This is a genomic window from Serratia sp. Je.1.23.a (assembly GCF_051129805.1).
In the GTDB taxonomy this organism is placed as follows: Bacteria; Pseudomonadota; Gammaproteobacteria; order Enterobacterales; family Enterobacteriaceae; genus Serratia; species Serratia liquefaciens.
Window position 1 is genome coordinate 119,742 of the sequence record NZ_JBCPSR010000003.1, and the last position, 22,084, is coordinate 141,825.

Annotated in this window: 29 protein-coding genes and 2 tRNA genes; 20 read left to right on the forward strand and 11 right to left on the reverse strand. The window is 49.9% G+C overall.

Annotated elements, in window-relative coordinates; all coding sequences use genetic code 11:
• The 3 genes from AAZT04_RS12810 to AAZT04_RS12820 form a co-directional block, all read right to left on the reverse strand.
• Nucleotides 1–672: a phage antirepressor KilAC domain-containing protein gene (locus tag AAZT04_RS12810; protein ID WP_434680389.1), complete on the reverse strand. Its 672-nt coding sequence runs from the start codon at nucleotides 670–672 to the stop codon at nucleotides 1–3.
• A 248-nt stretch (nucleotides 673–920) separates the two neighbouring features.
• Entirely contained in the window at nucleotides 921–1,391 is a 471-nt protein-coding gene (locus tag AAZT04_RS12815; RefSeq protein ID WP_434680391.1) for a YmfL family putative regulatory protein, read from the reverse strand.
• 25 nt (nucleotides 1,392–1,416) lie between these two features.
• Nucleotides 1,417–1,665, reverse strand: a complete 249-nt coding sequence (locus AAZT04_RS12820) for a hypothetical protein (protein WP_434680393.1) — start codon at nucleotides 1,663–1,665, stop codon at nucleotides 1,417–1,419.
• An 86-nt stretch (nucleotides 1,666–1,751) separates the two neighbouring features.
• Here AAZT04_RS12820 and AAZT04_RS12825 point away from each other — a divergent pair, with 86 nt between their 5' ends.
• From AAZT04_RS12825 to AAZT04_RS12895, 15 genes are all read left to right on the forward strand, one after another.
• On the forward strand, nucleotides 1,752–2,486 hold the full coding sequence (locus tag AAZT04_RS12825; protein WP_434680395.1) for a LexA family transcriptional regulator: 735 nt from the start codon (nucleotides 1,752–1,754) through the stop codon (nucleotides 2,484–2,486).
• Between the two features lie 11 nt (nucleotides 2,487–2,497).
• Nucleotides 2,498–2,839, forward strand: a complete 342-nt coding sequence (locus AAZT04_RS12830) for a hypothetical protein (protein WP_434680397.1) — start codon at nucleotides 2,498–2,500, stop codon at nucleotides 2,837–2,839.
• Entirely contained in the window at nucleotides 2,826–3,131 is a 306-nt protein-coding gene (locus AAZT04_RS12835) for a hemolysin XhlA (RefSeq protein WP_434680399.1), read from the forward strand. The genes AAZT04_RS12830 and AAZT04_RS12835 overlap by 14 nt, the downstream gene beginning before the upstream one ends.
• Before the next feature lie 293 nt (nucleotides 3,132–3,424).
• Nucleotides 3,425–3,583 (forward strand): DUF1391 family protein, encoded by a 159-nt coding sequence (locus AAZT04_RS12840; RefSeq protein ID WP_434680797.1) that lies wholly within the window; start codon nucleotides 3,425–3,427, stop codon nucleotides 3,581–3,583.
• A 493-nt stretch (nucleotides 3,584–4,076) separates the two neighbouring features.
• Complete coding sequence (locus AAZT04_RS12845) at nucleotides 4,077–4,448, forward strand: hypothetical protein (RefSeq protein ID WP_434680401.1); 372 nt, start codon at nucleotides 4,077–4,079, stop codon at nucleotides 4,446–4,448.
• Nucleotides 4,449–4,500: 52 nt separating this feature from the next.
• Complete coding sequence (locus AAZT04_RS12850; RefSeq protein WP_434680403.1) at nucleotides 4,501–5,328, forward strand: YfdQ family protein; 828 nt, start codon at nucleotides 4,501–4,503, stop codon at nucleotides 5,326–5,328.
• 83 nt (nucleotides 5,329–5,411) lie between these two features.
• A complete protein-coding gene (locus AAZT04_RS12855) occupies nucleotides 5,412–5,945 on the forward strand; it encodes an HD family hydrolase (RefSeq protein WP_434680405.1) in 534 nt (177 codons plus the stop codon).
• Complete coding sequence (locus tag AAZT04_RS12860) at nucleotides 5,945–6,130, forward strand: DUF1482 family protein (protein ID WP_434680407.1); 186 nt, start codon at nucleotides 5,945–5,947, stop codon at nucleotides 6,128–6,130. The genes AAZT04_RS12855 and AAZT04_RS12860 overlap by 1 nt, the downstream gene beginning before the upstream one ends.
• Nucleotides 6,127–6,810, forward strand: a complete 684-nt coding sequence (locus tag AAZT04_RS12865) for a hypothetical protein (protein ID WP_434680409.1) — start codon at nucleotides 6,127–6,129, stop codon at nucleotides 6,808–6,810. Before AAZT04_RS12860 ends, AAZT04_RS12865 begins: the two co-directional genes overlap by 4 nt.
• The gene (locus tag AAZT04_RS12870; protein WP_434680411.1) at nucleotides 6,807–7,325 is read left to right on the forward strand and encodes a hypothetical protein; all 519 of its coding nucleotides are present in this window, start codon (nucleotides 6,807–6,809) and stop codon (nucleotides 7,323–7,325) included. Before AAZT04_RS12865 ends, AAZT04_RS12870 begins: the two co-directional genes overlap by 4 nt.
• Nucleotides 7,325–7,957: a hypothetical protein gene (locus tag AAZT04_RS12875; protein ID WP_434680413.1), complete on the forward strand. Its 633-nt coding sequence runs from the start codon at nucleotides 7,325–7,327 to the stop codon at nucleotides 7,955–7,957. Before AAZT04_RS12870 ends, AAZT04_RS12875 begins: the two co-directional genes overlap by 1 nt.
• A complete protein-coding gene (locus AAZT04_RS12880) occupies nucleotides 7,954–8,535 on the forward strand; it encodes a 3'-5' exonuclease (protein ID WP_434680415.1) in 582 nt (193 codons plus the stop codon). Before AAZT04_RS12875 ends, AAZT04_RS12880 begins: the two co-directional genes overlap by 4 nt.
• A gap of 48 nt (nucleotides 8,536–8,583) precedes the next feature.
• Nucleotides 8,584–8,802 (forward strand): hypothetical protein, encoded by a 219-nt coding sequence (locus AAZT04_RS12885; protein WP_269935844.1) that lies wholly within the window; start codon nucleotides 8,584–8,586, stop codon nucleotides 8,800–8,802.
• Nucleotides 8,802–9,980 (forward strand): phage integrase Arm DNA-binding domain-containing protein, encoded by a 1,179-nt coding sequence (locus tag AAZT04_RS12890; protein ID WP_434680417.1) that lies wholly within the window; start codon nucleotides 8,802–8,804, stop codon nucleotides 9,978–9,980. Before AAZT04_RS12885 ends, AAZT04_RS12890 begins: the two co-directional genes overlap by 1 nt.
• Before the next feature lie 991 nt (nucleotides 9,981–10,971).
• Entirely contained in the window at nucleotides 10,972–11,343 is a 372-nt protein-coding gene (locus tag AAZT04_RS12895) for a DUF805 domain-containing protein (RefSeq protein ID WP_048759249.1), read from the forward strand.
• Between the two features lie 829 nt (nucleotides 11,344–12,172).
• Here AAZT04_RS12895 and AAZT04_RS12900 read toward each other — a convergent pair.
• From AAZT04_RS12900 to AAZT04_RS12915, 4 genes are all read right to left on the reverse strand, one after another.
• Nucleotides 12,173–12,248 (reverse strand) — tRNA-Thr (locus AAZT04_RS12900).
• A 6-nt stretch (nucleotides 12,249–12,254) separates the two neighbouring features.
• Nucleotides 12,255–12,342, reverse strand: a tRNA-Ser gene (locus AAZT04_RS12905).
• Between the two features lie 156 nt (nucleotides 12,343–12,498).
• On the reverse strand, nucleotides 12,499–12,828 hold the full coding sequence (gene osmE / locus AAZT04_RS12910) for an osmotically-inducible lipoprotein OsmE (protein WP_041414766.1): 330 nt from the start codon (nucleotides 12,826–12,828) through the stop codon (nucleotides 12,499–12,501).
• Between the two features lie 67 nt (nucleotides 12,829–12,895).
• Nucleotides 12,896–14,329 carry a PepSY-associated TM helix domain-containing protein gene (locus AAZT04_RS12915; protein ID WP_434680420.1) on the reverse strand — a complete coding sequence of 478 codons (1,434 nt, stop codon included), beginning with the start codon at nucleotides 14,327–14,329 and terminating at the stop codon, nucleotides 12,896–12,898.
• Between the two features lie 168 nt (nucleotides 14,330–14,497).
• On the opposite strand from AAZT04_RS12915, the gene AAZT04_RS12920 reads away from it, so the two are divergent.
• A complete protein-coding gene (locus AAZT04_RS12920) occupies nucleotides 14,498–14,989 on the forward strand; it encodes a DUF2946 domain-containing protein (RefSeq protein ID WP_337047887.1) in 492 nt (163 codons plus the stop codon).
• A 9-nt stretch (nucleotides 14,990–14,998) separates the two neighbouring features.
• Here the strand turns inward: AAZT04_RS12920 and blaSPR are convergent, their stop codons facing one another.
• Nucleotides 14,999–15,895 (reverse strand): SPR family subclass B3 metallo-beta-lactamase, encoded by an 897-nt coding sequence (blaSPR, locus tag AAZT04_RS12925; RefSeq protein WP_337047888.1) that lies wholly within the window; start codon nucleotides 15,893–15,895, stop codon nucleotides 14,999–15,001.
• Nucleotides 15,896–15,974: 79 nt separating this feature from the next.
• Between blaSPR and AAZT04_RS12930 the strand changes: the two genes are divergently transcribed.
• Nucleotides 15,975–16,877 carry a LysR family transcriptional regulator gene (locus AAZT04_RS12930; protein ID WP_434680423.1) on the forward strand — a complete coding sequence of 301 codons (903 nt, stop codon included), beginning with the start codon at nucleotides 15,975–15,977 and terminating at the stop codon, nucleotides 16,875–16,877.
• A 6-nt stretch (nucleotides 16,878–16,883) separates the two neighbouring features.
• Here the strand turns inward: AAZT04_RS12930 and AAZT04_RS12935 are convergent, their stop codons facing one another.
• A complete protein-coding gene (locus AAZT04_RS12935) occupies nucleotides 16,884–17,351 on the reverse strand; it encodes a DUF1348 family protein (protein ID WP_020827796.1) in 468 nt (155 codons plus the stop codon).
• Nucleotides 17,352–17,463: 112 nt separating this feature from the next.
• Here AAZT04_RS12935 and AAZT04_RS12940 point away from each other — a divergent pair, with 112 nt between their 5' ends.
• A complete protein-coding gene (locus tag AAZT04_RS12940) occupies nucleotides 17,464–18,042 on the forward strand; it encodes a TetR/AcrR family transcriptional regulator (protein ID WP_129940893.1) in 579 nt (192 codons plus the stop codon).
• Here the strand turns inward: AAZT04_RS12940 and AAZT04_RS12945 are convergent.
• Together AAZT04_RS12945 and ompC are read right to left on the reverse strand one after the other, a co-directional pair.
• On the reverse strand, nucleotides 18,036–18,452 hold the full coding sequence (locus AAZT04_RS12945; RefSeq protein ID WP_129940894.1) for a VOC family protein: 417 nt from the start codon (nucleotides 18,450–18,452) through the stop codon (nucleotides 18,036–18,038). The two genes, AAZT04_RS12940 and AAZT04_RS12945, sit on opposite strands and share 7 nt — an antisense overlap.
• 153 nt (nucleotides 18,453–18,605) lie before the next feature.
• Nucleotides 18,606–19,736 carry a porin OmpC gene (gene ompC / locus AAZT04_RS12950; protein WP_020827799.1) on the reverse strand — a complete coding sequence of 377 codons (1,131 nt, stop codon included), beginning with the start codon at nucleotides 19,734–19,736 and terminating at the stop codon, nucleotides 18,606–18,608.
• Between the two features lie 721 nt (nucleotides 19,737–20,457).
• On the opposite strand from ompC, the gene AAZT04_RS12955 reads away from it, so the two are divergent.
• Both AAZT04_RS12955 and AAZT04_RS12960 read left to right on the forward strand, forming a co-directional pair.
• Nucleotides 20,458–20,862 (forward strand): DUF4186 domain-containing protein, encoded by a 405-nt coding sequence (locus AAZT04_RS12955; RefSeq protein WP_046373073.1) that lies wholly within the window; start codon nucleotides 20,458–20,460, stop codon nucleotides 20,860–20,862.
• Between the two features lie 55 nt (nucleotides 20,863–20,917).
• Nucleotides 20,918–22,072, forward strand: coding sequence for an MFS transporter (locus tag AAZT04_RS12960; RefSeq protein WP_020827801.1), 1,155 nt, complete (start codon nucleotides 20,918–20,920; stop codon nucleotides 22,070–22,072).
• Nucleotides 22,073–22,084: the final 12 nt, after the last annotated feature.

The window sequence follows — 22,084 nt, forward strand, 5'->3', positions numbered from 1 at the left end:
TCAGCTCACCATCAGCTCAGAGGCGTAACGCTCAGCGATCCACTGGATGCCGCGCGGCGTTACCCGGGTTTGAGTGAAGGCATGACCAAAATCTGATTTGCCGGTTTTAACCGCGAAAAGACCGTCACGCTGGCGGAGGGCATGAGGTAAAAGATTGCCCGATAGGCGAAACAAAACCTTGTCCCGCAAAAGCGCATCAATCATCGCCTTCTCTGGCATGTTCAGGATTTTGGCTGTCTCACGCAGGCTCTTGGCACCGCTGGCGTCAACGTAGTGATCGACAAAGGCCACTTTCGGGGCGTCGGCCTGCACCTTCTGCTCCAGGGCTGCTTTCTGCTCTGCCATGTCGGCGGCCAGGCGCAATGCCTCAGGAAGTGACTGTGGGACAGAGGTCTGGTTTTCCAGCTCTTGCCACCGGTCGACCAAACGGGCTGTAAATTCAGGTGATAGCTGGGCAACCACAACATAGCTGTCACGCTTGTTCACCTGGTACTCGCTGTACTGTCGACCGTTCTGGGGGTGGGTGTACGGCATTGCCGCATACCCCGATATCGCGCCGCGCTTCACCAAACGGTCAATGGTGGTGCAGACGTCAGAATGGCGGGACTCAACCAACTGAGCGATTTCGCGGCTGCTCATGGTTCTATTTGCCGAAGTGATCATGGTATTCATACATCCTCCCGCACACGCGTCAGCCACTTACCGCCATCTACCACCCAGCGCGCAAACTGGTAGTTGCTGGCAATCCACCGACCCATTACATTTACTTCATACCGGAACGGCGACGCAGATTTACCGCCAGTCATTGCACGGCAGCGGATTTGCGGCACCATTGAATTTCTGGTTAAATTGCTCATGCGATTATTTCTCCACACACTGATTTACTCGCACCGACGCCCAGCGGCTGCAACCTCTGGGCGTCAACCTTTTGGGCCTTTCCCTAACCCGTACAGGCTCAAGAATCCAATGAGCTCCGCTGTTTTCGTCGCTACATAGCGATCCAGTTTCTTCCACAAGGCTTTCTCCTCTTCTTCATCGATAACACCGTCAGCCATAGCCTCCTGCATTTTCTGGTCATACTTGCCGCGGTTGATGTCACCCTGCAGGCGAACGTGATGGAGCTCTACAGAGTCGATCTCTGCTGGGTTAGTCTTATCCACCAGCAACTTGTTACGGCGGCTTGCGTGGTACTCGGCCAGATAATTGGTGTTGGAAAATTCCTCTATCGCCTCAACCTCGTGATATTCGAAGAAACGGCACCCGTTCTTTTCATAGAGGTTGTTGTTGAACTGTGTCAGCGTCATGCCAAGGGCGCCGGCCATTGCCGATCTACCGCCTGGGTACGCAGAACACATCGCCTTCACTACATCTTTCAAATTTGGCTCTACCATGTTGTTTTTCCTTTGGTAGTTACGTTTATGCAACTGATTCGTTAGTCTTTTTCGGGCGATCAGGATTAGCCTCGACTAAGAGCCATTCTTTTGTGAATTTTCCACCTGAAGCACTGGCTAGCATTTCTGCATAGTTAGTTTTTTGGGTGTATTCGGTCCTTGGCAGGCATGCATTCTTCACCCACTTATGAATAGCGACCGGGGACTTCTCGCAAATTTTTGCTGCCGCAGCTTGGCCACCAACGGCTTCAACTGCGAATTCGACAGGGTTCATTGACGCTCCTAAAAATCACAAATTAACCAAAAGTTAATAATAAATATTAACTGACAGCTAAGTCAAGTTCGACGGATGATTAACCAATGGTTAAGAGAGACAATTCCAAAGTATCCTTTACCGCCAGATTGCTTGAAGCCTGCCAACTGGCCGGGCTTTCTGAACGCGGGAAAAATAAAAAGCTCGTAGACTCCATGAAAAAGATCGGGGTCGAAGTATCTACGCCTGGCGTTTGGAAATGGTTCAATTCTCAAGCAATACCTGACGCCGAGAATATCGTTGCCCTAAGTAAGGTGCTTGGTGTTCGCGCCGAGTGGCTTGAATACGGGGTTGGCCAACCTACAGAGACTGGTGAAGTAAAAAGCATGATTACTGATTCAGAGTCTGACGTTTACCGCGTTGAAGTGTTGGATTTAGCGGTAAGTGCGGGATCGGGGAGCTATATGCTTTCTGACTATGTTGAGGTGCTATACGCGATCGAGTTCACCAATGAACACGCCAGATCCTTATTTGGCAACCGCACGCCTGAGCAAGTAAAGGTAATGACAGTAAGCGGCGACAGCATGGCCACTACGTTGATTTCAGGTGACCGATTATTCGTAGATATTGCCGTCCGTCACTTCCTGACAGATGGAGTGTATGCCTTTGTGTTCGGCAAGACATTTCACGTTAAGAGATTACAGATGCAGGGCAACCGCTTGGCTGTTCTTTCCGATAACCCAGTATATGAAAAATGGTATATCGAGGAAGGAACCCAAGATCAGTTTTACGTTATGGGTAAGGCATTGATTCATGAATCAATAAAATATAACAAGCTTTGATGGTGACCAGGATGGCGAGCGAACAAGGTTTCGAAATCATTACCTTTGATGCGTTTATTTCGTTTTTGAACGTCAAAGGGGTCGCATTTAAGTGCAACCTCTGTATGCGTGAGCAGTTAACTGTCCCTCAAGTTTCAGCTTCATGTAACATGCCTGTAGGCACAGCGCTTGGCACATATGTCAACGTCTTCAAAGAAGAAAGTATTTACGGTGGGGTCGCAGACAGGTTTTATATTTCTCTCATCTGTAAAAACTGCGGACATGTCATGAAGATCGACGCCTACACTGTTTTGAATTGGGCGAAAGAGTATTTTGCCGCCCTTCGAGAAGGAGAAAAAAATGCCAACTCCTGACAGCAATGTTGTACCATTTACTAAAGACATTCCCAGTGTGCCGCCTCGACATGGCGGTGGAGATGACGGAGGTGATGAAATGCTTGAGAAAAGAGTAAAGCTGCTTGAAGATACTCTTGCTGAAATCCGAACCGATATAGCAGTAATGAAGTCTAACTATGCGACAAAAGAAGACATTGCGTCCGTTCGTATAGAAGTCCACCAGGCAATTTCAGCTCAGACAAAGTGGCTTGCCGCCACAATGCTAGGAATTACCGGCCTAGCCATGGCCGTAGCAAAACTAATTTTCTAACCCGGTCATAGCACCGGGTTTTATCTCTAAAATTTCCCATCCCTAACCAAGATCTCAGCTTCCCCAGCTATGAAAGCTGGCTGGTCATCTTCCATATCAACCTCCTCTTTCCTGTTCATTTTTTCACCTCACCATACTTAATCAGAAAATTAAATTCTATTTAAAATCAACCAATAACTGATTAACAACCAAAAAATTAACCAATGGTTATTTACAATAATTATCCAATGGTTAATTATATATTCATCGACAGCGCACGGGCGCACAGCCAGATACTCAGTAAGGGCAACGAGATGAACTCTACTTATGACATGGGCAACAACGAAACCGCTAAAACCGGCATTTTCCCTAACGGTAACGGTACTTTCACCGCAATGACCTTCACTAAGAGCAAAGAGTTTAAAACTCAATCTAGTGCCGCTAAATGGTTGAATCGCCAACTGGCTGGCTAAAGCAAATGCCGCGCCCTACGGGGCGCACTGAGGCAATCATGAGCGCAAAAGGTTGGAAGGCAGTGGTCTATAGCATTGTGGCTTGCATCCCGTTCTGGTTGGTTGTTGGTTTTTGTGTAGTGGTGGCAGTCGCCGGGTAACAGGCGCACAACGGCATGCTCACTCGCCCTTTCCCTCAATTCTGGGAGCGGTGGAGGATCCTAACTCATGAGTGAGCATACCGTTGTGGATCTGGCTGGTGGACTTCGGGGCGTTGTCCGCCGACCACCACAACCATGTTAGTGCTGTGTGTAGTCTTTGGCGGCCTCGCCGAGCTTCTACCCCTCGGAGGTGAAGATAATGTTCGTAGGCTGGCCGCCCTTTTTTTACACATCAGGTAGCGCACTGGGCAGTTCAATTTTTCATATTGCACAGTATAAAAACCCTGTACCGGTGCGCTACCTGGTGTGTGGAGAAAACCGCGGCGTTCGCCGCTTCGTGTGAGGAGTATTCAATGAGTGAAGACCGCAAGACCAACGTACCGGAATTTCTGGGCGAACTGGATGCCGGTGTGTTTCAAAATAAAATCTCAGCAGCTTTAAACGCTACGGCTCTGGGTGTTCTCAATAATGGTGGCAAGGGGAAGGTTGTTCTTACCTTTGACCTTGACCGCTTAAGCAATTCAGTTGAAGAAAAACGTGTTGCTATTAAGCACCAACTTAAATTTGTAACTCCTACCCCGCGCGGAAAAGTTTCAGAAGAAGACACCACTGAAACACCAATGTATGTCGGTAAAGGTGGAAAGTTAACAATTCTGCAAGAAGACCAAGGCCAGCTATTTACTGTTAACGGAGAAACCGACGGTAAATTACGCGTCGCTAAGTAATACTGCGACTTATTAATAAAAACAGTTATTTTCAACATATAGGATTATATCTATGTCTCAATTAGATGGCAGCGCAATTCAACAAATTAAAGACCTTGTTATTTCAGGTTATCATCTCAGTGATGTCGAAGGGTTGGCCTGTTCAACTGCGATCTTGCCAAAAGATGTAAGTGTTGAAAGCCTTGAGCGTTTCCAGAGCTTCCGTTTCCGTTTCCGTGGGGCAATGGAGACAACCAGTATTGAAGATTTTGTGCGTTATTCAACGGGCTATGCAGGCACTGAAGAATTAGCTCGTTGCTTCATCGACGCTGAAAATATGAGCGCAAAATCTATCTTCAACATTGGTACAATTGATAATCCAGGTCATGCCGATAATATCGCGGCGATCAAGCTAAAAAAGACCGCTCCATTCAGAGCCTTGCTGGCAATCGATGGTGAACGCCTGCGTCAAAAAAATATCGCTGAATGGTTAGAAGACTGGAGCGATAGCCTAAAGGCGTTCGATGCTGAAGGTAACTCAATGCCAATCTCTCAAGCCGCCACCGCAGTTCGCCGTGTCAGCATTAAGCAAATGTCAGAAGCGGATCATGAAGACGGTGATTTCAGCGGTAAAAAATCACTCATGCAAAGCATTGAAGCCAGCAGCAAAGACGTTATGCCAGTTGCATTCGAATTTACTTGCGTACCGTATGAAGGCCTAGGGGAACGTAGTTTCAGCCTTCGCAACAGCTTATTAAAAGGCGATGAGCCATTATTTGTTCTGCGAATTGTCCAGCTCGAAGCTCAGGAAGAAGCTATTGCCAACGAGTTTCGCGATCTACTGATCGGTAAATTCGATGGAGATTCTGTTGAAACTTTCATTGGTAATTTTAAAGCTTAATTAAACTTCAGTAATACAGCCTCAAATACCCCAGCAATGGGGTATTTGGTGAAGTGTTGCCAAAAACTGTGTGGAGAGAAATTATGTCTTGGATTCTAACATTTACTGGCAAGCGTTTTGATTACGCCGCGCCATCCGTGGACGATATTTGCATTGAAGATATCGCTCAAGCGTTATCGCATGAATGCCGTTTTAACGGGCATATTCCTGAATTTTATAGTGTGGCTCAGCACTGTGTTATTGCAAGCCAGATAGTGCCTCCTGAGTACGCACTTGAAGCATTATTGCATGATGCTCATGAAGCTTATTGCAAAGATATTCCATCGCCGCTTAAGCAATTAATTCCTGACTATCGTGGCATTGAAAACAATATTGATTTTGTTATTCGTTATAAATTTAATCTGCCAGCAACAAATAGCCCCGCCGTCAAGCATGCCGATCTGGTGATGCTGGCCACCGAACGCCGCGACCTTGATATTGACGACGGCACACCCTGGCCAATGCTCGAAGGGATCACCCCTTCTGAAGATTTCCTCGTCTCTCCGGTAAACCCGGTGCAGGCACGGACCATGTTCCTGCAGCGCTTCCACCAGCTGACCGCTGAGAGGGTTGCGTGATGTTCGGCCTGTTCCTGCTCGTCTGCTACACGTACCAGCCGTGTGAGTTCGTGCCGCAAGGCTGGGTGTATCCAGATCAAAGCAACTGCCTGGCGGATGTCCACCAGCAGCAGTTACCACCGCAGTATGAATGCCTGCCGGTAGATGGCGTGATCCCGGCACGGCACCAGGGAGAAAAGGAATGAAAGAAGAAAACGTTCTGGAGCGCTTCAAGTCCGATACCCGCAATCATTCAATATCCGTTGATAACGATAACGGTGTGTTTAGGCACCTGCATTTTTCACAGGGCGGCAGCAGCTGTTATCACTTCACTTTGACCACCTGGCCTGGCCATCTGTGCATTGGCGGCGATATGGGCACTTACGTTTTCCGCCGGCTGCATGACATGTTCGATTTCTTCCGTATGGATTACCGCGACTACCAACGCCACGGTGATGACCCAGTGATCAACATAGGCTACTGGGCTGAAAAGCTTCAAATGGGTTGCGGCTACAGCCGGGAAATATTTACTGAATGGTCCTCAGATGCTTTCGAAGCGCGTGCCCAGGAGTTTTACGATGACTGGCTGCAAGATATTGAAGATGCCGATGGCATAACTGACGAAATCAAAGCGGAAGAACTGGCAAGCATCAACGAGCTGAAGCGCGGCTCATATAGCGAGTGGGAAGCCGGTATCGCATATCAGGATTTCAGTTCCGAATACGTCGACCTTAGCGACTTTTGGGAAGACAGCTGCAGAAGGGTTACGAGTGGTTTTACCTGGTGTCTGTTCGCCATCGTCTGGGGTATCCAACAATATGACCGCCGTAACCTGGTAAACGGCGCCATGAATAAGTTCTTTGTCTATCAACTGGAGGCAGCATGAACCAATTAATCACAGCAATAGCACCGCAGCGCGATGAAAACGGCTACTGGACACACCCTGATTACTTTGTGCCGGCTAACGGTGGAGAGTTTGCAGCGCCTGGCGAGTTTGAAGCGTGGCTGGATACCAATCGGATCGTTGGCCATCTCCAGTGGATGGAAAGCGATGTCACTGACGAACAGCTGGAAGCCCTGGAAGCAGGTGATGGTGATATCAGCCAATGGAACCCAACCACGCCAGATGGTGATGGCTGGTTTATCGGCTCTATTCACGATACTGAAGACGGCCCAGTTTGCTACTGGCTCCGCCCTATCGAAGGTGAGCCAACTGCATTGGCAGACCTCATCAGCAGATGCCATTTTGAGGCACTGAAGATCGAGTTTTTCCGACTGCACCAAGCATGCACACGGGCTGCTTACGATTATTTCTGCGCTTGCGAGCTGGGTGAAGAACGCAGCAACGCTGGTGAAATTTATCAACGTATCCGTTTGGCTACTCGCCGCGGGGGCTACTGATGAGCAAAGAGGCTGAAAAACGCTGGGAGTGTTTCAATACTCTATGTGAAGAGATGGCAGGCTTGGCCAGTGATATTTTAGAGCTGGAAGAAGAATGCCGGGCAGACGGTTTTCCCCGGGATCGCCTTGTAGGTCTATATGACCTCTCTGATTCTGTTTTCGGGGCAGCAAACATTAAACGCTTACTCGACGCGTTAAGTGCCAAAACTAACCAGGAGGCGCAGCCGGTTGGCTACATCGCAGAGGTCAGCGGCAATAGAGTTGGTGTGCTCCGAGGGCTACCATTGCCAGATGTTGGCTCATTGATCTATACCGCCCCGCCTGCGCCAGCAGTGCCGGATGCGATTGGTGTTCAGGAAGCCAAGGAACTATTCAACTATTTGATAACAGAAGAAGAGCTTAACGCAACGGTAAATGGTTATAACGCCTGCCGCGCCGATATGCTCAATGGTGCCCTCATCGGTGAGGGTAGCAACAAACCTGTAAAACAGGGTTACAAGTTGGTGCCGGTTGAGCCAACACCAAAGCAGTGGGCGGCAGGCGTAAAAGCCATGGATACAGGCATGGATAAGGTCACGCTCGTCTATAAAGCAATGCTGGCAACAGCACCAACTCAAGGTGAAAACCAATGAACAACCTGATGATTGACCTGGAAACCATGGGCAACAAGCCCAACGCGCCAATCGTGGCGATCGGTGCTGTGTTCTTCGACCCGGCCACCGGTGAACTGGGCCAACTGCAATTCTATACCGCGGTGAATCTTGCCAGTGAGCTGGCCGCCGGCGCCGTTCCCGATGGCGACACCATTAACTGGTGGTTGATGCAAAGCAGCGAAGCCCGGGCAGCGATCACCAATGACCAGGCGAAGCCAATAGCTGATGCCCTCAATGCCCTCTCCAGTTTTGTTGCTCTTAGTTGCGAGCGGCCGAAGTACCTGAAGGTCTGGGGTAACGGGGCCGCTTTCGATAATGTCATCCTGCGTGGGGCATATGAGCGTTGCGGAGTGGCGCCATGCTGGAACTGGTACAACGATTTGGACGTGCGCACCATGGTTAACCTCGGCCGGCAGATAGGCTTTGACCCTAAACGTGATCTGCCATTCGACGGCGAACGTCATAACGCTTTGGCAGATGCTATTCACCAAGCGCGGTATGTTTCAGCAATCCACCAGCGATTACTTGAACCCCACCAGCAACCGACCGAACTGTAATTTTTACCGGCCCGTTGCAGCGGGCCTCTATCGTGTGGAGAAAAAACCATGGCGAATGAAGACAGATTGATGCGCGCCAGCAAATGGCTAAAGCGTGAATTTGAAGAAGGTTCAATCCCTGATAAACGCACTGTTAAGCGTTGGATTGAGCGCGGACAACTTCGAGGAAGGGTAATAGACGGTATGTCATGGGTTTATTCATCTGAAAAGTGGGGAGTTCAATCCGAAGTTTCCCACGCCGTTAATCAACTGATCAGGGAGTCGTAATGGCTGCCCGCCCGCGCCGACGGGAAAATCGGCATCTTCCTGATTTACTCTATTTTGATAAGGCGACGGGCGTTTATCGCTTCACTCTTGTAACCGGGAAGCGTAAATCACTCGGCAGTGATCGCGCTATGGCGATCGCTATCGCGCGTGAATATAACAACAGGATGCGCCCTGAAACGTCAGTATCTATCGACTCGCTGATCCGGGAGTCTGGCGGAATTCAAGGTGAGGCCTTGCCATTCGCTGAGCATGTCGACCGCATTATGGCTCGCGCGATAGAAGACGAGCAACCGTCCGAGAGCACCCGGGATGACTGGAATAACGATGCGACCCGTGTGAAAGATTTTTTCGACAAGATCCCGGCATGCGATATCGAGCTGGAACATGTCAACGCGTATATAAAGGAGTACCACGCTGATTCATCTGCAAACGTGCAAAACCGTAAAGTCAGTTTTCTGAAGAAGCTTTTCAGCTATGCGGTCGATGAATCGCTGATGCTGGATAACCCAGCCACACGTAAAAAAATGCGCAGAATAGAAGAGAAGAAAAGACAGCGTTTGTCATTCGACAATTTTATGGCCATTCGCAGAGCTGCAGCCCCATGGTTAAGAACGGCCATGGATTTAGCATTGCAGACAACCCATGCCCGGCTTGAGGTTTCACGGATCCGGTATTCTATACGGGAGCCTAAAAACGGCGTTTGCGGTTGCGTATGGTTGGACCAACCGTTAAATGGCATTCACGGCACCCTCTATATCCACCGCCAGAAAGTGCAGAAAAAAGAGGCCTCGCATGTAGCGATTCCGATCGGGGACGAGTTGAAGCGAATTATTGACGACAGTCGAGACAATGTGGCCAGCCCATACATAGTACACCGCATCCCAGAACGTAACGTAAAACGCAGCAAAGAAGTTGCGCACCCTACCCAGGTAGCGCCTGACTATCTTAGCCGTTCATTTTCAAAGCTGCGGGATCAGCTTGGGTTATCCGATCATTTAGAAATGGAAGAGCGCCCAACGTTCCACGAGATCCGGGCATTAGCCGCACACTTGTTCGATAATCAAGGGATAGATCCGCAGGGGCGTATGGCTCACAGCGATGCAAAATCCACGAAGATTTATACCCAGAATCATATCGATTGGGTGGTCGTTCCCCACGGTGAGATCAAAACAGGGTGATGGTAAAAGCGACCCTAACCCATTGATGTATATAGACCGATTTTGGCGAGAAATGCACTGTTTGTATGAACAGTCAAAATAAAGGAGAGTCAGTCGTGGCGGGGCTTTCAGCGGTTTAGCGTCGGTGTCATGGGGTGTCGGGGGTCGGAGGTTCGAATCCTCTCATGCCGACCAAAAATCCTTAGAGAAACCAACCCTTTGCGGTTGGTTTTTTTTAACAAAATCTTCAATGGTAAAATTGCCGACAAGACCGCCATTTTTACGACGTTAAATTCAGAAGAGCGTGAAGTTATCATCAAACTCATCAGCATGCCATGCTACGCTTTTCATAATCATGATGTAATCGATCCCCCTAGCTAAGTGACACCGGCCTCTCTATCTCAAAGATGAAGGCATCATCGTATGTCTTATCTAGCCAATAACCACCGCCACATTCTTTTGGCCGTTGAATGAACATTACTCTTCCAAGGGGAATGTAATCCCGCATTTCTCCGCGGTATAAATGTCATAGTCACCGTCTTTGCAACCCATACAATCCTCACGCAACGACTGCTTATACACACATATATAAACATGGCAAAATCATTGCGCGATGATAAATTTACACGGTGAATGATATACTGCTGATAGGCAAAGAAATAAATATGTTCGGGACCTCTCCCGGCCTTATTACTACTCCCTGGCTCCCTCCCCTTGCTCACTTGATGCCAGTTTCGCCACTCTCAGGCTCTGGAAAATTCAATATTAACTGTGATTCATTTTAAATTTAATAAAGATAAAAACACATTTAGAACACCCAGAAAGCTCAAAAGACCATCGGAATCGCCATCATAGACTGCCTATTCGCGGTAGCACATCAGTTGAAGGAGGCAAGTAGAAACGGGACTTCGGGGGTTACGAGAAAGTCCGAATTACTGGCTTCAAAGGTGGAGTAAACGCGCTACTGATGTGATAATCTTTTCTGTGTTTAGACTTGATAACAGGATTTATCATGAAAAATATTTTTCAAGACACCTTTTTGGGCTTCAAAGAAGGAAGACTAAAAAGGCTACGTTATTTCTTATATACTCTCGTTTCATATATTTTCTTAATTATTGCTTTCTATAGCTTTATCAGCAACCCTGAATCAATGTCAATTATCTTTGTTTTTATTTTAACACTCATAATTTTCATGTATTTAAGTATCTTGTTCTTAACCAAGAGATTTAGAGACATGGGGCTTCCCCCATTAATATCCTCATTAGTCTACTGGGCATTCTTCTTCGTTCTATCGTATTTTTCAAGAGAGGATATATATTATGCCATCGCGGCTATTATATCTTTGGCCATATGTTTATCACCTTCGAATTCATTCGCGAAGTAGCCTGTTCGGGTATAACTTACAACAACGATATCTAGTATAAATTGCTGGAATTTCTCCAGGCACTGCTGCCACTCCTTGTTTTATTTGATAGGTGCTAGTGTTTTCACCTGGCACCTTTTCTTGACCTCCCGGTTCGGTTACCTCTGACTGTTAAGGTTCCTGAATAACTTCGCCTTCCAGCCATGGTATGAACTCCGCCTCGTCACCACCAGGCACCTCTACACGTAAATCAATTCAGCGACCCGCAGGGATATCGATTGGAGCCCCCGCTTCATATTTGCACCTGATCATCGCTTCTTCAAGGTAAGGAGTTATCAAACGGTCTACAGTGGTTAGGGCTTGTTCTTATCCCCCTTCAAATCTGCTAATCAATCCACTATTTCTTTCCTTTTATCTCGCGTAGCTGATTTTTTAGATTCACCCTTCACGCGATCAACGCATTCCATTTCCCAGAAGGTAATTGACGAATTTTAGCCATTTTCAAGACCTCTCATGTTCTTATAAAGAAATATAAAATATTGAAATAATTATCCTTGGTTAGTCATGGGATTGAGGCTCGAATCCTCTCATGCCGACCAAATCAATTAAAAAAGCCTGCTTTAAAGCAGGCTTTTTTTCGTCTGGTGTTCGAGGGGCTTACGCCTTCTAATCGATAATCTTTTACTGTTTTCGTTAGAAAGCCGTCACTTCTTCCCCATCGTGCTATGAGCGTATTCAACCCAACGAAGGCACGGGTTCCAGAGGTTACGAGGACGTAAAACGAAAAACCCCAGTAACCGTTAAGATTACTGGGGTTCGTGGGCGTGATTAAGCGCCTGTACTGCTTATATGGTGCCGGCTACCGGAATCGAACTGGTGACCTACTGATTACAAGTCAGTTGCTCTACCTACTGAGCTAAGCCGGCTAAATTTGGCGGAAGGACAGAGATTCGAACTCTGGGAGCTGTTACACTCGACGGTTTTCAAGACCGTTGCCTTAAACCACTCGGCCATCCTTCCAATGGGCGCAGATATTAGCGCTACCGTTATGAAATGTCTATCGTTTCATGAAAAAAAATGCAGGAAAAAGTGCGTTTGCTTAAACTTCAAGCCGCTAACGGTTAAAAAATGAAAAACCCCGCAAAAGCGGGGCTGGATTGCTCACTTAATCGGGGATTATTTAGGCTGTGAGTCATAATCAGAACAGGTCTGATAGCCTTTGTTCATCACATGTCCGGTATCGCTGTAGCTAACAAAATAGGTTTGCACTTTCCCGTCACGCGGCGCTACCGCATAGGTATCGCAAGTCCCCTGAGCGTGAACCAAAGTCGCCGTGGTTGACGGTGGACCGGCAATGGCACGAACCTGCTGTTTGGTCATCCCCACTTTGACATCACTGACCACAGGCTCCTGAACGTAACTGGCGGCCCTGTCATAAGCCGTACAGCCGGCAAGAATAGAAAATGTCGCTGCTGTGCAAACGGCTAAAATCAGCTTGTTCGTCATGACTTGTCCTCTTGGAGTACGTTTGTTGTACTCTAAGTCTAGAAGAGGAAAGGCTTTTCTACAAATTTCACTTTGTCGATAGGTGCGGTTTACGCCGCCGCGTAGCCAGATACCACAGCAAATCACACAGCAGAAACATCAGTAAACTGACGCCCATCACCGGTAAACAAAAGCCCAGCAGCAGCGTCAGGCAGACAATCAGCAACAGCGGCCCTTTTGGCGTTTTGCGCAGCAACATAAAGGGGGAACGGGCTGGTTTACGTACTACTCGCGTTGGCCGACCTCGCCACCACATCAGGTACCCCATCACCACCATCGCCACCAACCCGGCGGCAAAAACCACCAGCACCAGCTCATTGACCAGGCCAAACAGGACGCCCATATGCAAATCGATTCCCCAGCGCGTTAATTTCGCCGCGAGCGGGTATTGTTCAAAACTGACGCGATCGGTAATGGCCAGGGTTACGGGATCGATAGCAACAGCATCAACCTGCGTCGGCCAACGGCGATCGATCTCCATGACCGTCCAGGCCTGCCCCGCCATCGCCGGCTGCTTGATTTCAACCCTGGCGGCGTCGATACCGGCCTGCCGTGCACCGGCCAGGGCCATGTCATACATGGCGCCATCCTGAGGTGGTTCCGCCCTGACCATCATATGCTCATGGTGTTCCGCATGATCGCCGGCAGGTACAGCGTCCTGCCCGTTAATCGCCGTCGACAGCGAGGGCGTCGACCAGCCGAATTGCTGGCGCAGCACGCTGATATTCTCCCCAGCCCACTTTGACCAGGTCAGCCCGGTGGCAGAAAAGAACAGCAGGCCAACCAGCAGCAGTACGCCACTTTTTTCATGTAACCTGCGTAAGCCACTTTTTTCATGTAACCTGCGTAAGCCACCACGCTGACGCGTTACCTTCTTACGCCTGCGCGCCCCCCAGAGGATCAGCCCCCCCAGCGCGGCAATCCATAGCCAGGAGGCCGCCAGTTCGCTGTAATTGCGCCCTACATCCCCCAGCAACAGACTGCGGTGAAATTGGTCCAGCCAGGTGCGCAACGGCAATACGCCGCTGGTACCATAAACCGTCATTACGCCGTGCGTCTGCGCCGTAACCGGATCAACAAACACCGCCAAACGTTCCGAAGCCTGAAGCCCCGCGACGTTAAACAGAACCCGGGTATTCTCGCCCTCTGTCGGAGAAGGACGCACCGCCGACAGAGAGGCTTTTGATGGCGCTATCGCCTGAGCAGCCATAATCTGCTGTTTTAACGGTAGTGCCGGACCGGTACTGTCGTTATACAACTGCGGGGCATAAAGCCGTGATTCAATGTGCGGCGTCAAGGCATAAAATATGCCACTCAATGCCGCAATAAGTAAAAACGGCCCAACAAAAAAACCAATATAAAAATGAATCCGCATAGCCAACGGAATAAACCAACTGCGAGTAGTCACCTGCAGGTTAATATTCTGCGCAGCAGCAGGCAACGCAATATTGCGTTCAGACATGATAAGTCATCCGTGGTCAAATGGAATTACCCGGAATCTACCCGAATTAAATTCATTTAACAAACAGATTTCTTCTCTGTTTAGCTTAATTCTCATCAATGTTACAATAGTGGAACAACTGCTGACATTGTCATTCCTTTACGCTTTAACCCTGCAAGGACGCTCCTGGTGAAACTGTCAATTCAACATATGCGCACGCTGGCCTGGCTGGGCCTGTTCGCTATGTTGATGATATTCATCGCGCCATCAATCTCCACCCATCTTGCAAAAAATAGCATGGATAACAGCGAGATGATTGGCATGCCCATGAGTGCGGAGCATGCCGAACACAGGACAATGATGAGCCAGAACCTCGCCAATAGTCCGCCGGCAGGGCACAACATGGCGGACATGAGCACCGGCGACTGTTTTAACTTCTGTGGCTACTGCAGCCTGTTTCATCACAGCCCGCCACTGGTCATTTTGCCGTCAGCACTCACGGCGATCAATATTCAACGCGCGCCATCCCTTATTCAAAATCTTTTTCACATTATTATCCCCTCTGCCTTTCCGCCTTATCAAACCCGGGCCCCACCTTTCATTCTCATTAATTTTGTTAAATATATCCAAATCACATGCCTTATTTTATTGGGTAGGGTTAATTGCGCCAAAATAAAATAGAAAGATAACTTAATCTTTACTTTGCTGCTGTTGTAACTGCGTCTCAAAAGCCCGTTGAGACTGCTGCACATATTGCTGTAGCCCCAGCCGATCGACAAAAGCATCCCGATCGCCAGCCTGCAGTCGCGCCATTTTATTTTCCAGATCGAAGCGCGTTCCCTTATTGGCGATAAAAATATCCGCGTGCTGCTGGGCCAAAAGCCTAAAGCTGCTGCGGATGTCCTGCACCAGACTCGGGTAGTTTTTGTTATCGACCAGATAGTAGTCCGGGGTTGCCAAACTGTCGGCATAGACCAGCCGATAGGTTTTCCCACTCTGCCGCAGCGTGGTCGTCCATGAAGTGGCGCCAGGCAAATGCCCCGGCGTCATTAACGCCGTAAACTTCAGCCCGCCCAAAGTAACGCTATCCCCTTGCCCGACGATAATGTCGGCCTTCACCGCTGGAAAACTCAGCGCATCCCCCAAGGCAAAATCCTGTTTTCCTCCCCGTGCCAACTGTTGGGCATTAGCGGCGCTGGCAACTACTTTTGCTCCGCTCCAGGCTTTCAAACGAGCGATGCCTCCAGCCTGATCGAGACGAGCATGGCTGTTAAGAATGAAGCGCAAATCCTTGATGTCGAAACCCAATGCCTCAATATGGGATTTTATCACCGGGGCACTGGCATCTAACCCCGCGTCAATAAGAATCAATCCTTCCGGCGTGCTGAACAGCACGGAAGAAAGGTTGCGTGTGCCGACATAATACACCTGAGGGAAAATCTGGAATGGCGCCACCGGCTGCGCCCATTGCTCAAACAGTGAATATGGCGGCGCGCTGGACAACGGTTGCGCAGGATCGAGCTGTGCCTGAGCGTTAAAGCACAGTGAGAATGTCATAGCCATCAGATAATCCATGTTTTTTTTCATGTTTCAGCTCTACGGGGAAAAACAGGGCTGAAGTATACTCAGCCTAATATTGAAGCGTATTCAATTTAAAAGGCTATTAATGAACGTTCTGCAAATGGACATGAACCTGCTGAAAGTGCTCTACCTGTTGACCAGCACCGGATCCAGCCAGAAAACGGCGGATAAGCTCGGCATCAGCACTTCTGCCGTCAGTCACGCCCTGGCCCGCCTGCGTGAGGTGCTGGATGAGCCTCTGTTCCGGCGGGAAGGGCATCGCCAGGTGCCGACGCTGTTTGCCCTGTCGCTTAAAGAAACGCTAACGCCCTTGTTCTCTTCGCTGGACAGTGAATTGTTCGGCCATGTGCCGGACGCGCCACGGCATTTCACCCTGGTCGTCCCGCCGGCACTGCATCCGATCTTATTGCCGTTGCTGGCGCAGAAGAGCACGCTCGCCAATGCCGATATCCGCTGCCAAAATTTTGAGCGACGCTCATGGCGCACTGAGCTGCTGGAAGGCGCGGTAGATATGGTGATTGCCGTTGGCGATCACCAACAACGCACCAGCGCGCTGCGTTATGAGCTTATTGGCAGCACCCGCCTGGTGGCGGTATTCGGAACGCCGTTGTGCCAGGTATTAGGTCACAAAAGCGGGCTGACATTTAGTGAACTGGCAGACTACCCGCACTATTACTGCCATCCCTGGCCACAGGCAGAGAACGAACTTGACCGTCAGTTGGAACGCCAGGGTTTACAACGCAGGATCCAGCTCAGCTGTGCCGATTACGCGCAGTTGCCACCGGTACTGCGCGCAGCGCCACTGATGGCGGTAGTTCCGCAACCCTGGTTCAATGCACAGCAGGACAAGCAGGGACTGTACGCCCTGCCGATCCTGGACGATCTGGCGATTGGTTATCTGTTTTCACACTATCGCCAGGGTGAAATCGAGTGGAAAAAACGGCTGATCTCCGCTCTCCACGCGGAGTTGAAGCCTTATTATCAATAATGGCAATCAGAAGCCAAACTCGCTCAAAGCCGCAATATCATCCGGACGGCGGCCGAGCGGCCAGTGGAATTGCCGATCCTGCTCGCGGATCGGCATATCGTTGATGCAGGCGTGTCTGTTGATCATCTGGCCATCCGTATTGAACTCCCAGTTCTCGTTACCAAAACTGCGGTACCAGTTGCCGGAGTCATCACGCCATTCGTAAGCAAAACGCACTGCGATGCGCGCCCCGTCAAATGCCCATAATTCTTTGATCAGCCGATATTCCAATTCCTTGGCCCACTTGCGTTGCAAAAAAGCACAGACAGCCTCACGGCCATCAACAAACTCAGCGCGATTACGCCAATGGGTATCGACCGAATAGACCTGCGCTACCCTTTCCGGGTCGCGGCTGTTCCAGGCATCTTCCGCCAAACGGACTTTCTCAATCGCCGATTCACGAGTAAAGGGCGGCAAGGGGGGTTTAATGCTCATAGCTTACCTCGGAGGTTAAATTGATGTAGACAGATTTGTCTACACAATTACGCTAGCGCAAGTAGACAGAGTTGTCTACAATCATCGCAGCCTATTTTATGGAAGTATTTAAATGCACGCAGCTCCCCAACCTCTGCCCCCACGCCAGCGTATCCTGCTGACTGCCCACGATCTGTTTTACCGCGATGGGGTGCGAGCGACCGGTATCGATCGCATCATCAGCGAGTCTGGTGTGGCAAAGGTGACCTTTTATCGCCATTTCCCCAGCAAAAACGAGTTGATTGAGGCGTTTCTGGCTTACCGCCATGAGCAATGGTTGAGCTGGTTCAGTCAGTCACTGGCACAGTATGTCGAGCAGTTCGGGGATGTCTTACCTGCCTTGGTGCCTTGTCTCGAGGAATGGTTTAGCGATCCGCACTACCGCGGCTGCGCTTTTATCAATACGGCGGTTGAACTGGCGGATATGTTGCCGGAAAGCCTGGACATCGCCCGCCGACACAAGCAGCAAATGGCCGAAGAGATCGCCCGCTATCTACCCCTTGGCCCGGAACGAGAACAACGGGCAGAGATGCTGGCGATGCTGATTGACGGGGCGATCGTCAAGGTGCAAATAGAGCAGCAACCGCAGAATGCCTTATTGCTGCTGAGCGAAACGCTGAAGGCCTTAGCCGAAGTTTGGCATCATCAGTAATTGGCCCAAATCCCCGGCGTCACCAGCTCCATCAGATGACCGTCGGGATCGCGGAAGTAGATGCTCTCACCGCCGTGATCCCAGCTCATCCGCCCTTCTATCTCGATCCCCTGAGTCGTCAGATGTTGCTCCCAATGCGGCAACTGTTCTTTCGCCACCGCTAACCCGATATGCAGTGGCCCGCTGCCGTCATGCGGGGGGATATACCCTTCTGGATAATGCGCGCCTTTCAGCGAGTCCCCTTCGATAAACAACAGCAACACGTTTTGTTCACCGACGTTGTAAGCGCGGAAACGCTCGTTCGCCACCATCACCGGTAGTTTTAAAACCTGCTGATAGAATGCGCCGGCGCGTTCGATATCCTTGACGTACAGTACGGTTTCAACCACCCGATTTATGCTGAGTTCCATGCTAACCTCCTGATTTATCACTGTGCAGAAAGTTTAGGTAAGCCGCAGGCTCTCAGAATGGCAATCCGTGCCTCATTCATGCCAATTCGTGCCAAACCGCAGGCAAAAAAAACGCGGCCCGAAGGCCGCGTGGTCACATTCACACTATGTTGCTTAGAACTGGTAAACCAGGCCCACGGCAACCACGTTGTCGGTATTGATACCGGCAGACTTGGTGAAGTCGTTGTCGTCCAACAGGTTGATTTTGTAGTCAACGTAGGTGGACATGTTTTTGTTGAAGAAGTAAGTCGCACCCAGATCCACAAATTTGACCAGATCTTCGTCGCCGTAATCCTTGCCGTTAGCGGCCAGACCCAGGTTTTTACCCTTGGTTTGGTTATAACCAACGAATGGACGCAGACCGAAGTCAAACTGATAGTGTGCGTAAGCTTCGATACTTTGCGCCTTGTTGGCATAACCGTAAGCATCGCTGCTGGTAGAACCAAAGCGTGCGGCATTGTAAGACTGGGTGAACATCACGGCCAGGTAAGCGTCGTTGGCGTCATATTTCAGACCACCAGAATAACCTTCTGCACGGTCACCACGGCCCATGATGCCACTGTATGCGCCACCGCCGTTTTGCTCGCTGGTACGTTTGGAACTAAAGAAGGCACCTGCAGCGCTGATGCCATAGCCGATGTCGTAGTTCACCGACATGCCGTAGCCGTCGCCGTTCTGATTGAGAACTTCACGGCCGTTGTTCGACTCTTCGCCGCTGCCGTTTTTGCCCTGGTACTGCAGAGCAAAGTTCAGGCCGTCAACCAGACCGAAGAAGTCGGTGTTACGGTAAGTTGCCAAACCGCTGGAGCGTTGGAACATGAATTGGTCGGCACCGTAAGTGGAGCCGTCGAACTCAGGCTGCAAGTCGGTATAAGCCGCAACGTCATACAGCACGCCAGTATTACGGCCGTAGTCAAATGAACCGTAATCGCCAAACTTCAGGCCGGCAAAACCGTAACGGGTAAAGTTTTTGTTGTCTTCGCTTTCAGCGTGATTGAGGTTTGCCTGATATTCCCATTGGCCAAAACCGGTCAGTTGGTCGCTGATTTGTGTTTCACCGCGCAGGCCGAAACGCATATAAGACATATCACCATCAGAGCCATTGTTGTCGGAGAAATAGTGAAGGCCGTCAACCTTGCCGTACAAATCCAGTTTGTTGCCGTCTTTGTTGTAGATTTCTGCCGCGCCTGCGGTGCCTGCAACCAGCAGTGCGGGTACGATCAGAGAAAGAACTCGAAGTTTCATTGTTATTATCCTCGTTTATTTTGTCGAGCTATGGCCACTGCCCTTTTGAGCATTATTAGCACGACTGTGCATTACCATTCTGGTAACAAGGATAATATTAATCCAGAAAGAAAATGATACCAAGTATCCGATAGTGTTTCAGTGTGATTATTAAAGGTTTCCAAATGTAAACCTGAGCGAACTTCCACAGAACATTACAAACACAATAAATAAGGCACGCAATGCCAACAAAAATACTTATAGGCATAAAATCATAGAGTTATACAAAAACTTAAGAAAAAAAAGATAGCCATACAAAAGTCACTCGCAATAAGCACATTGTGCCAAAAGCATCACATAACGCTGACGTTATAATAATCCCGCTATCATCATTATTTTCATTATTACCTTCATTATCTGTAAGATAATTTTCGTACACTCTGTACAATTCGACCGGCTTATGGCCGGTTTTTTATTGGCTAAAATCTTGCTCACATTTCACATCAATGCGCACTTTATGCCAAAAAATAATCACACAAAGATATCATTACCCTAATTAACTTCAGCACTAATCGCTAATCTTTTCTCGTATTTTAGACTATTTATTAACCGCATTAATTTTAAACTCCCCCGATTACTGAAATATCTTACACTACGTGCGGCAACCTGTTTGAGGCGACAACATTGGCCGTCCCCCTTCTATTTTGTTAACCTGCCCAAAATGCTCTGAAGAAGATGACCCATGCTATTTCAACCCGAAGCGCTGTGGCGTCGGTTACAAAGTTCCCCTTTCCGCGCCAAATTTCGCCTGAATTCTAAAGACCAGCTTTATTTTGATACCAAAGGGCTGCCGCTGATCCTTAGTCACGCGCGAGATTTCATCGAACAACGCCTGGCGCCGCCTTTTCCGAAGAATGACGGCAAGCAGACCCCCATGCGGGGCCACCCGGTGTTTGTCGCCCAGCATGCCACCGCAACGTGCTGTCGCGGTTGTCTGGCCAAGTGGCATAGTATTCCGCAAGGACAGGCACTGGACGAACAGCAAAAGCAGTATATTGTGCACGTCATTAGCCTGTGGCTGGAACGTCGAGCGGCAGCAAAGCCCGATGATGGCGCAAATCCTTTCGACCCGGATCGCGGATTGTGATAAAAACACTCCATAACTTTCAGCCCGCATTTCCACAACAGATCCTGATGCCCACATGACATCCACCTTGTGCAACGAACAGCAAAAACCCGGCGTCCCGGCGCAGATCGCCACGCGATTGGCCTTTTTTGTCGCCGGTTTCGGCATGGCCGCCTGGGCGCCCCTGGTTCCCTTCGCCAAAGCGCGCATCGGCATTGATGATGGCTCCCTGGGTCTGCTGCTGCTGTGCATTGGTGCTGGTTCGATGCTGGCGATGCCGCTCACCGGTTATCTCACCGGCAGATTGGGTTGCCGACCGGTGATCTTGCTGGCCGGTCTGGCCTTGTGCATTGATTTGCCACTGTTGGTGCTGATGGATACCACCACCGGCATGGCATTGGCGCTGCTGCTGTTTGGCGCGGCTATCGGCATGATCGATGTGGCGATGAACGTGCAAGCCGTGGTGGTCGAACGCGCCAGCGGCAAGGCCATGATGTCCGGTTTTCATGGTTTTTTCAGCGTTGGCGGCATTGCCGGCGCCGGTGGCGTCAGCGTGATGTTGTGGCTGGGGATGCCTCCCTTGCTGGCAACTTGCGTCACAGTCCTGACCATCGCAGCACTGCTGGCCGTTGCCAGCCGAAATTTGTTGCGTGAAAGCGGCGGTGAAGAAGGTGGACCGATGTTCGTCGTGCCACGCGGCTGGGTGATGTTTATCGGCATCCTGTGCTTTATCATGTTCCTGGCCGAAGGTTCAATGCTTGACTGGAGCGCCCTGTTCCTCACTACCCTGCGTGGGGTTGACCACAGCCAGGCCGGTTTAGGCTACGCGCTGTTCTCCATTACCATGACCCTCGGCAGGTTGAACGGTGACCGCATCGTCAACGCCCTGGGCAGATATAAGGTCTTGCTGCTCGGCAGCCTGTGTGCCGCTATCGGTCTGAGCATGGCGATTGTGTTCGATAATGCCATGGTCTCGCTGATCGGGTTTATGCTGGTAGGGTTGGGTGCCTCTAACGTGGTGCCGATCCTGTTCAGTGCCGCAGGCAATCAACATGATATGCCGGCCAATCTGGCTATCGCCTCAGTGACTACCGTAGGCTATGCCGGCATTCTCGCCGGGCCGGCGTTAATCGGCTTTATCGCCCAGTTCTCCAGCCTGACGGTAGCCTTTGCCTGCGTTGCCGTCTTACTCCTGGCTGTTACCGCCAGCGCCCGAGCGATAACCCGTTGATTCAGGAATGCG